The organism is Thermoleptolyngbya sp. M55_K2018_002, from assembly GCF_015295965.1.
Taxonomy (GTDB): domain Bacteria; phylum Cyanobacteriota; class Cyanobacteriia; order Elainellales; family Elainellaceae; genus Thermoleptolyngbya; species Thermoleptolyngbya sichuanensis.
The window spans coordinates 1-10,046 of sequence record NZ_DVEA01000108.1 but is presented as its reverse complement, the minus strand read 5'-3'; the positions used below and the strand labels follow the sequence as shown (position 1 = coordinate 10,046).

Here is a 10,046-nt window from a genome sequence, read left to right as displayed (position 1 = left end):
GAGACGTATCAGCTTGTGGCTGAAGAGGCGCAGCGCCCCGCCGGAGAAGCGCTAGACGCGATTCTGCTGCGAGCGATGGGGCAGGAACCCAGTTCGCCCGTCCCCAATCGGGGGGTGTTTGCGGAGTTGCAGCGGTTTTTGCGGGCCCTGAGTCAATAGCGCCTCTGGAAAACACTGGGCAAGCTTTACGGGAACTTGTCAAAAAATTCACGGGCGATCGCGGCGAAAGATTAGCCTCTCTGGGCATAATGAAAGAAATACCCCCATTTTCCACCCATTTGGGATGCGCTGGGTATCGCTCTGATAGCAGCCTCACTCATCAGAGCGAGTCAAAAATTCCTTGCCCATCTCTGGCTCAGTTCTGGTTTAGTTTAAGTCTGTGAATCGCTGTGATACGAAGGCTCGGTAGAGTGCTGATCTGCTGAGCAGGTTTCTGGCTCCGGAGGAAGATCGGTTTAGGCTGTATCTGTTATTTATGGAACGTTTTTAGGAGTCCTTGCTTGCCTCGCTGAATCACTTGGGGCAGATGAATACTGAGTCAAGGCGAGGGGTTCTCACCGTTTAGCGCGTTCAGCATTGCCATCAGTGTGTATCAGCGTATGTCAGGCGAATTCGAGCTTTGGTTTGAGCTTTGGGTGGTCTAGCCAATAGATTAGGAAGGTTTGCGGTGGGTAATCGGCGCATTTTTATTGGAGACGTACACGGGCACTATGATGGCTTGATGCGCCTGCTAGAGGTGATCGCCCCAGGCGCGAGGGATCAGGTCTATTTTCTTGGAGATCTGATCGATCGAGGGCCCAAAAGCGCGCAGGTGGTTTCCTTTGTGCGGCAGCAGGGCTACGTTTCGCTGCTGGGAAACCACGAGCAAATGCTGCTAGAGGTCATGCCCCACGGCAAGCTCTCCTATCAGGCGCTACAGGCGTGGCTATTTAGCGGTGGTCAGACCACGATGCAGAGCTATGGCAAGTCTGACGACCTGCTGATGGAACATGTGACCTGGATGCGATCGCTCCCCACGCACCTCGACTTGGGCGACATCTGGCTGTCTCATGCGGGAATGCACCCCGCCCTGTCCGTCGCCGACCATACTGCCCAGGAATATTGCTGGGTGCGCGACGAGTTTCATAGCATGACCCGTCCCTATTTCCCAGACAAGCTCATTATTACTGGGCACACGATCACCTTTACCTTGCCCAACGTGCCGCCAGGGGCGATCGCCCAGGGACAGGGCTGGCTTGATATCGACACTGGAGCCTATCACCCCCGCAGCGGCTGGCTCACCGGGCTAGACCATACCCACCAGCGGGTGTACCAGGTCAACGTGCAAACTCAGGAATCGCGGGTGCTGCCCCTAGCGGAAGCCTCTGTGCAAATTGACCCAGCCCGCGTGATGGCTCGCCGCCGCCAGCCGATGACCCTGGAGGCGCTGACTAAGCCTGTATAGCGCCGCTGTGTAGCCCGTTTGTAACCCGGAGCCAGCAGCGTTTTGCAAGCCCCGCCTGGCCGGAATTTCCGATCTGGGACAATCTCGGTATCCGAGGGCGTGCCAATGTTGCGATAATGCTGGCATGTCTATTCTGAGCCACTCCGGTGCCAAAGCCAGTGCCTATCCCATCCGGCAAGATTGGGTCTGGATGACTGCGCTGCTCATCGTGGCGCTGCTGCTGATGACGGTCAACCTGGGTGGCGTGCCGCTGCGCGATTGGGACGAAGGCACCGTCGCACAAGTGGCGCGGGAGATTTGGCGATCGCCCCCAGAAGCGCGGGCCTGGCTGTTTCCGACTCTGGGCGGTGAACCCTACCTGAATAAGCCGCCGCTGATGCACTGCCTGATGGCGATCGCCTATGGCATCGGCGGGGTTAGTGAGTGGACTTCGCGGCTGCCGGGGGCGATCCTGACCGCGCTCTCGGTTCCGCTACTATACGCCATTGGGCGCGAACTGTTTCCTGGCCGCTTGCCCTCGCTGCTGTCGGCGCTGGTGTATCTTACCTGGCTGCCCGTTGTTCGCAACGGTCGGCTGGCCATGCTGGACGGGGCGGTGCTGTGCTGGCTGCTGCTGCTGATGTGGTGCGGACTGCGATCGCGCCGAGACACGCGCTTTGCCCTGGGGATCGGCCTCAGCTTGGGGCTGATTTGCCTGACCAAAGGACTGATGCTAGGGCTGCTGCTGGGGAGTATTCTGCTCGTTTTCTTGATTTGGGACACGCCGCGTCTGTTGCAGCAGCCCTATCTGTGGGCGGGTATTGCCCTGGGCAGCGCTCCGGTCGCCTTCTGGTATGCAGCCCAGTGGGGGCACTATGGCAGGGAGTTTCTGGGGCGAAACCTGGTGCAGCAGTCCGCCAGCCGCATCTGGAAGCCCGTCGAGCAAAATGACGGCCCGCCCTGGTATTACCTCCTAGAAGTTGTGAAGTATGGCGTGCCGTGGGTGGTGTTTTTGCCAGCGGGGATTCGCCTAGCGCAGAATAATCTGATTTTTGGCTGGGCAAAGCTGGCGCTGGTGTGGAGCGGTCTCTATTTTGCCGCCATTTCCCTCATGTCTACTAAGCTGCCGTGGTACGTGCTGCCGCTGTATCCGGCGCTGGCGCTGCTGGTGGGGGGCAAACTGGCTGACCTGTGGCGGGAGGGACGGCAGGTGGGCGTGCGGCAAATGCCAGGAGAGGGCTATTCGCCTCTCTGGTGGCAAGTTTTGGGCGGGCTGGGGCTGTTGGGCTGGATTGGGGCGGTGTATCTGGGATGGATTCAGCAGCCGCGCGAGGTGGATGTGGGGATTGTGATGGCTGCGCTAGCGGCGGCGCTCACGGTGGCGGCGGTGCTGGTAAGGCGGCAAAATCCGCAGTTTATCGGCGTGCTGATCTGGGGAATGTACCTGTCGCTGCTGCTGCTCATGCTGACTCCCCACTGGCTATGGGAGTTGGCGGAGGCGTTTCCGGTTCAGCCTGTGGCGGCGCTGGTGCGATCGCACACCCCGGCTGGAGAAACGGTTTATAGCTCCTATGGCGATCGCCGCCCGTCTTTGGAGTTTTATAGCGATCGCCGGGTTTTGCCGGCCAATGCCGAGCGGCTGCAAAAGCTATGGACGAACGAGCCGCAGGTTTATCTACTGCTAGACGAGGCGGCGCTGAAGTCTTTGGAATTGCCCCAGAAACGGGTTTTGGGGCAGGCAGAGGGATTTACGCTAGTGCAGCGGGTGCGCCCGCCCGCGCAAATGCCGCCCCTATGATATTCAGCGATATTCGGCGATATTCGGAATTGCATTAGGGAATCGCCAAAGGAAATCTCCAGAGAAATTCCTCAAAGAAAATCTCCAAAGAAAATCCCCAAAGTCGCTATGCTGAGGGAATATGGCTGAAAACGGGTTTATTTGTTCGTTCAACAGGTTTAGGACTCACGAAGTAGAACGATTTTTTGCGGGCGATACCCTCGAAAAATCCTCCAAAACTCAAAAAACCTACCGCAAGTGCGTAAGTCCTGAGGTTAATTTTTAACAGGATTCTATTAGAAACTGAAGGGTATGAAAAAAGCGTTATATCTACTGGCGGCAATTAGCGATCGCGACTTTGAGTGGCTCTTGCAGACAGGGAAGCGGCAGGGCGTGCCCAAGGGATCGGTGCTGATCTCCGAAGGACAGCCGATCGACGCGCTGTATGTGGTGCTGAGCGGGCGATTTGTGGTGTCGGTGGCTTCGCCAGATGGCGATCGCCCCATTGCTGTGCTGTCCTCTGGTGAGGTGTTGGGGGAAATTTCCTTCATCGACTCGCGCCCGCCCACAGCGACGGTGAGAGCGGTTGAAAATTCAGTAGTTTGGTCAATTCCCCGGATGCAGTTGACGGCTAAACTGTCGCAAGATGTCGCCTTTTCGTCTAACTTCTATCGGGCGCTGGCGGCCTTTTTGAGCGATCGCCTGCGAACGACGGTCAGCCGCTTGGGCTATGGGGGCGACTCGCCCAACGTGCCCGATGACGAATCGCCCGACCACCACAATCCCCAGGTGTTCGATAACCTGGATCTGGCAAAAGCCCGCCTAGAGTGGCTGGGGACGCATTAGCCCAGTGACGCATTAGCCCAAATGTGACCTTCCCGGCGTTGCCCTATGAATTTCCCGCCAGCACGACAGCGGTTCTACCAGGAGATTCACCAGCCCGATGAAGCCATCGACTTGGCACGGGCCGCACTGTATATCGCACAAGAAGAATATCCCCCGCTCGACCCGGAACAGTATCTCAACGCGCTGGACGTGATGGCCGCAGAAGTTGAAGAGCGCTTGCCACCCGAACGCTATCCGCTGCGGGTCATCCAAGCGCTGAACCGCTACCTATACGAAGACCTGGGCTATGTGGGCAATGCTGCGCAATATTATGACCCGCGCAACAGCTACCTGAATGACGTGATTGAGCGGCGGCGGGGCATTCCGATTACGCTATCGCTGGTGTATCTGGAAGTTGCAAAACGAGTTGGCTTCCCGATGGCGGGTGTGGGGATGCCCGGTCACTTTCTAATTCGCCCGACCGTGGCAGATATGGATATACTGATTGACCCATTTCATCAGGGCGCGGTGATGTTTGCTGAGGACTGTCAGGAGCGGCTGAGCCAGGTGTATGGGCGGTCTGTGGAACTGCGCCCAGAGTTTTTGCAGCCAGTCAGCAATCGTCAGTTTTTGGCGCGGATGCTGACCAATCTAAAGATGATTTATTTGAACCAGGAAGATCTGCCGCGATCGCTCTCGATGGTCGAACGTATCCTGATGCTGTTTCCCGATGCGCCCCAAGAACAGCGCGATCGCGGCATTTTGTACTATCACCTGGGTCGCTGGCCGGAGGCATCGCTGGATCTAGAAGCCTATCTTGACCAAGTTCCCACCGCCAGAGATGCCGAATTGATTCGCAATCTGCTGGCGCAAATGAGCGGTTCTTAGGTCTACCCCGCTGACTGAACCTGAAGCTGATTCAGCAGGCGCTCGAACCGCAGTTGGGCGATCGCCACGCCGTCTTCATGGGAAACATGACCGTTGGCGGCGGGTTTTGCCCCCTCGTCGCCCAGTTGCTTCACCGTGCCCCGCAGCCGCTGCGACAGCAAAATCGCCAGCGCTCGATAAAAACGGCAGCCAAAGCCTTCATCCTGCTGGAGCTTTTCGGCAAGTTGGGCGCGAGGAATCGCCAGCACCGTAGAATCTTCCAGCGTTTGCACCGTCGCCGAAGGCGGACGAGCGTCGATAAACGACATTTCTCCCACCACCTCGCCACTCGATAGGCGAGCGATCTGTCGGCCGTCCAGCGCCGAAATCGACACCACCAGCGTCCCATCCAACAAGATATAGAGCGTGTCTACCGGATGCCCCTCGTAAATCAGGACGCTGCCCGCAGGCACCTGTTGCTTGCGACCGACCTGCACGAGCCAGTCAATATCGCGATCGCTCAACTCACCCAGAATACACAGAACCTTTTGCATGGGCTGCTTCCTTGATAATCTTCAATCCCAAATCGCGGTCATTTATAGCGGTCATTTACAACAGGGGATCAGAGCCATCGCTCTGCCACCAGTAGAAGCACCCAAACCGAACTCGGTATCGAACCTTGAATACCCGTGCGCGACTGGTCAAAACAGCCTTAATCTGCTGGTTTGACCTAAAGACTTGGCTGGCTCTAGGGTTGTTGCCCTGACCAAACTCTGTAGTCGAGAGAGGCTTGCAAGTATCAATTTCTCACATGCTTCCACATTCTATACTGAGGCAGCAGGTTGAAATCCGCAGAAGTCCTTAAGGTTCTTTGCAAGGGCTTGACAAGTCGAGTCATTTTGGTACGAAAAGTCACATAAATCTTGCTGCGCTGAACCCAGGTGTGGGCTGAGCAACATTCAGCTAGAAAATTCAGCTACTATGCAGTCAGATATGCTGTCGGATATGCAGCCAGACGCTTTCCGCCCCCTCCAGGCTGTCTGAATGGTTTGCTGGGCAGCGGGGCATTTCGGCGCGGATCGAGCCTTCTGTCCCTTAACTGCATCAATCTAATTAATCCTGAAACCCTGACAATTCTATGATTTCTGACCTGCAACATCTGCTCTCTACCCTAGACCTGGATGCAGACTGGATTGGACTCCGGGCAGTCAGGGAAACCGCTGCCAGGTGCTATGTCCGCGATGGGCTGCCAGAGGGCAATGCCAAGTCGCTGAATCAGGGCGTGATGGTGGAGGTGATGGCGCAGGGGCAGATTGGCTATGGAGCAGTCAATTCCTTTCAGCCGGAACAGATCCGCGCGGCCGCTAAAACCGCCTATCAGCAGGCGATCGCCGCCAGCCGCTGGGGGATTTATCCTGCCACGCCTGCCATTCGTCCCAAAGTGGTGGGGCAATATGCCTCGCCGTTTCAAAAGCCGCTGAATGCCCTCTCGCCTGGAGAAATCAACGATCTGCTTGTGCGCCTCTGCAAGACGCTGAAGGTTTCGGAGCAAATTGTGCAGACGCTCGCCGTTGCCCATCACGAAACCGTGGATTCCTGGTTTGTCAGCAGCAACGGCTCCGAGGTATATCAGCAGTTGTCACTGATTGAAACGCACTATGGGGCGATCGCCCAGGACGGCCCCATCGTGCAGCAGCGCAGCAACAACGGCCACCTGGCGCACTGCTATCAGGGCGGCTGGGAGCTATTTCTAGATGACCAGCTTTGGAGCCGCGCCCAGCAGATTGGCCAGCAGACGGTCGAACTGCTGACGGCCGAGGAATGTCCCACCACCCGCACCACGCTCGTCCTCGCTCCCGACCAGATGATGCTGCAAATTCACGAAAGCGTTGGTCATCCGCTAGAGCTAGATCGCATTCTGGGGGATGAGCGCAACTACGCGGGCGGCAGCTTCGTGAAGCCGTCAGACTTTGGCAGCCTCTCCTATGGCTCTCGGCTGATGAATATTACCTTTAATCCTGCCGTGCCGCATGAATTTGCCAGCTACCGATTTGACGACACGGGCGCACCCGCTAGTCGGGAATACCTGATTCGTGAAGGTGTGTTGCAGCGGGGGCTGGGAAGCCTGGAAAGTCAGGCGCGGCTGGGGGTTCCGGGGGTATCTTGTGCCCGCGCCTCGTCCTGGAACCGTCCGCCTATCGACCGCATGGCGAATTTGAACCTGGAGCCAGGAGAAGATTCGCCCGCCGCGATTATCGCCGACATCGAAGAGGGCGTGTATATGGAAGCAAACCGCTCCTGGTCTATCGACGATCAGCGCTACAAGTTTCAGTTTGGCTGCGAATATGCCAAGCGCATCGAAAACGGCAAGCTGACCAAAACGCTGCGAAATCCCAACTATCGCGGCACGACGCTCGACTTCTGGCATCGGCTGAGCCGCATTGGTAATTCAGAAACCTGGGAAATCTACGGCACGCCCTATTGCGGCAAGGGAGAACCCAACCAGGCAATTCGCGTGGGGCATGGCTCTCCGGTGTGTGCCTTTGAGGAGGTTGAAGTGTTTGGCGGTGGCTGATTCGACGTTGGACAGTTTCGTGAATGAGCAATTTTGCAGGGCTTTTGAGCAGTTGGCTTTTACACGGCCTTTACACGGCTGTTGAATGGCTGTTGAACGGTCAAACTTGGACTGCAATACGTAGAGGTTAACGTGACGCATCTCAACCTTGAAACCACACTTGAAACTGGAACGGCGATCGCCCTAGATGCGTTAGAAGCTGAGTTTTCTGACTTGGCAGCGGCGATCGCCGAGCAGTTGTCGCCGGAGGAACAATTCACGCTGGGGCTGAATGCAGAACAGAGCCAGTTTGTGCGGTTTAACCACGCCCGCGTGCGGCAGACGGGGGGCATTGTAGATTGTCAGGTGGCGCTGACGCTGATGGCAAACCAGCGCACTGCGTCCTGGCGGTTTCCGCTGACGGGCCATTGGGAGGCAGATTGGGCGATCGCCGCCGAGGCTCTGGCCGACCTGCGGGCTGGCCTGCCGCACCTGCCGATCGATCCCTATCAAGTGCTGCCGTCGGGCACTGCCACCAGCCGCGAGGTGCATCACGGTCGCCTGCTCGCCCCCAGCTTGGCAGTAGAGGCGATTCTGCCAGAGGTAAACGGGCTGGACTTTACGGGCATCTATGCAGGCGGGCGGATGCTGCGAGCCTACGCCGACTCGGTAGGACAGCGGCACTGGTTTGCCACAGAGTCTTTCTCGCTGGATTATTCCCTATTTACTGCCGATGGGCAGGCCGTGAAGGGCACGATGGCAGGCAGCGAGTGGGATGCGGCTGCCTACGCCGCCAAACTGGCCGATTCCAAACAGCAGCTTGATCGCCTCGCCCGCACCCCCAAACCCATTCCCAAAGGCGGCTATCGGGTTTATCTGGCTCCGGCGGCGCTGGCTGATATTTTGGCGATGTTCTCCTGGGGTGGGGTCAGTGAGGCATCGCTCCAGCAGGGCGAAAGTGCCCTGGGCGCGTTGCAGCGGGGCGATCGCACGCTGTCTGCTCAATTCACCCTGCGCGAAAACTTTGCCTCTGGTCTAGTGCCCCGGTTCAACCACCTGGGCGAAATTGCGCCAATGGAGTTGACGATTATCGACCAGGGCAAGCTGGTGAATACGCTGGTCAACTCGCGCACCGCTAAGGAATATGGCAAAACCGCCAATGGGGCAAACAGCGCCGAATCGCTGCGATCGCCCGAAGTGAGTCCCGGCAGTCTGTCTGCTGCCGACGTGCTGACGGCCCTGGAGACGGGGCTGTACCTGTCTAATCTGCATTACCTGAACTGGAGCGATCGCCCCACGGGCCGCATCACGGGCATGACTCGCTACGCCTGCTTTTGGGTAGAGCAGGGCGAGATCGTGGCCCCAATTGAAAATCTCCGCTTTGACGAAAGCCTCTATCGCTGCCTCGGCGACAACCTGATTGCCCTGACGCAGCAGATTGAATTTATCGCCGATGTGGGCACCTATGAGCGCCGTAGTCTTGGAGGCGTGCGGGTTCCCGGTGCGCTGGTGGAGGACTTTACCTTCACGCTCTAGCAGGCGGTCGATCCAGCATCAAACGCTGAAGGTGTCGGCAAGTCTTTCTGGGCGGGGCCACCGCCAGCGACCGTTTGGACGAAGCTTAGACCTTTCTGACTCGTATCTTTCACAACATGGCAAACCCAGCGCTCTGGCTTAGACTAGGCGCTAGTTTTTGCATCGTTTCACAGCAGATTTAGGACTTACGCAGTTGGACAATCTCTCGCGGGCTGCGCCCACGAGAGATTGTCCAAAGACCAGAAAACCTATTGCAAGTGCGTCAGTCCTGAGATTAAAACACTCCAAAAGCTTTGAGAGAAATTCGGCTTCTTCTGGTTCAATGCTATGGGAAGCGCAACGTGTAACCTTTACGTCCATTTACGAATTGCGAATTCACGAAATTATTTGAGGATTAATCATCATGGCGGCGATCGCATCCATTAAAGCCCGCGAAATTCTCGACTCTCGCGGCAACCCGACGGTAGAAGTAGACGTGACGCTGGACGATGGCGGCTTTGGGCGGGCGGCAGTGCCTTCTGGCGCTTCGACGGGAACCCGTGAAGCCCTGGAACTGCGCGACGGGGACAAGAGCCGCTATGGGGGCAAGGGCGTGCTAAAGGCGGTGGCAAACGTGAACGGGGCGATCGCCGACAAGCTCAAGGGGGCCGATGCGTCGGATCAGAAGGCGATCGACCAGACCATGCTGGATATGGACGGCACCGAGTACAAGAGCAACCTGGGGGCAAATGCCATCCTGGGCGTGTCGATGGCGGTGGCGCGGGCTGCGGCCGATTCGGCAAACCTGCCCCTCTATCGCTATCTGGGCGGCGATGCGGCAGTGCTGCTGCCAGTTCCTTGCTTCAACGTGCTGAATGGTGGGGCCCATGCCGACAACAGCGTAGACTTTCAGGAGTTTATGATTGCGCCTGTGGGTGCGCCCAATTTCCGCACGGCCCTGGAAATGGGGGCAGAAACCTATCACGCCCTCAAGTCGATCCTCAAGGGCAAGGGCTACAGCACGGGTGTGGGCGACGAAGGCGGCTTTGCGCCCAACCTGAAGGCAAATGTCGAGGCGGTGGATT

General features: G+C 57.6%; 6 protein-coding genes and 2 pseudogenes. 7 read left to right on the top strand and 1 reads right to left on the bottom strand.

Annotated elements, in window-relative coordinates:
• The first annotated feature begins 667 nt into the window (after positions 1-667).
• The 4 genes from IGS51_RS05465 to IGS51_RS05450 all read left to right on the top strand — a co-directional run bounded on the left by IGS51_RS05465 (position 668) and on the right by IGS51_RS05450 (position 4,913).
• Positions 668-1,444, top strand: coding sequence for a metallophosphoesterase (locus tag IGS51_RS05465; protein ID WP_297076902.1), 777 nt, complete (start codon positions 668-670; stop codon positions 1,442-1,444).
• Between the two features lie 124 nt (positions 1,445-1,568).
• Positions 1,569-3,221 carry a glycosyltransferase family 39 protein gene (locus tag IGS51_RS05460; protein ID WP_297076899.1) on the top strand — a complete coding sequence of 551 codons (1,653 nt, stop codon included), beginning with the start codon at positions 1,569-1,571 and terminating at the stop codon, positions 3,219-3,221.
• Between the two features lie 291 nt (positions 3,222-3,512).
• Positions 3,513-4,046: a cyclic nucleotide-binding domain-containing protein gene (locus tag IGS51_RS05455; RefSeq protein ID WP_297076897.1), complete on the top strand. Its 534-nt coding sequence runs from the start codon at positions 3,513-3,515 to the stop codon at positions 4,044-4,046.
• A 45-nt stretch (positions 4,047-4,091) separates the two neighbouring features.
• On the top strand, positions 4,092-4,913 hold the full coding sequence (locus tag IGS51_RS05450) for a SirB1 family protein (RefSeq protein WP_297076894.1): 822 nt from the start codon (positions 4,092-4,094) through the stop codon (positions 4,911-4,913).
• Between the two features lie 2 nt (positions 4,914-4,915).
• Here IGS51_RS05450 and IGS51_RS05445 read toward each other — a convergent pair.
• Positions 4,916-5,449 (bottom strand): annotated as a pseudogene (locus tag IGS51_RS05445) (cyclic nucleotide-binding domain-containing protein); the annotation flags it as partial.
• Positions 5,450-6,030: 581 nt separating this feature from the next.
• Here IGS51_RS05445 and IGS51_RS05440 point away from each other — a divergent pair.
• The 3 genes and pseudogenes from IGS51_RS05440 to eno all read left to right on the top strand — a co-directional run.
• Positions 6,031-7,467, top strand: a complete 1,437-nt coding sequence (locus tag IGS51_RS05440; protein ID WP_297076892.1) for a TldD/PmbA family protein — start codon at positions 6,031-6,033, stop codon at positions 7,465-7,467.
• 213 nt (positions 7,468-7,680) lie between these two features.
• On the top strand, positions 7,681-8,982 hold the full coding sequence (locus IGS51_RS05435; protein ID WP_367279266.1) for a TldD/PmbA family protein: 1,302 nt from the start codon (positions 7,681-7,683) through the stop codon (positions 8,980-8,982).
• A gap of 403 nt (positions 8,983-9,385) precedes the next feature.
• Positions 9,386-10,046, top strand: a pseudogene (eno, locus tag IGS51_RS05430) (phosphopyruvate hydratase); the annotation flags it as partial.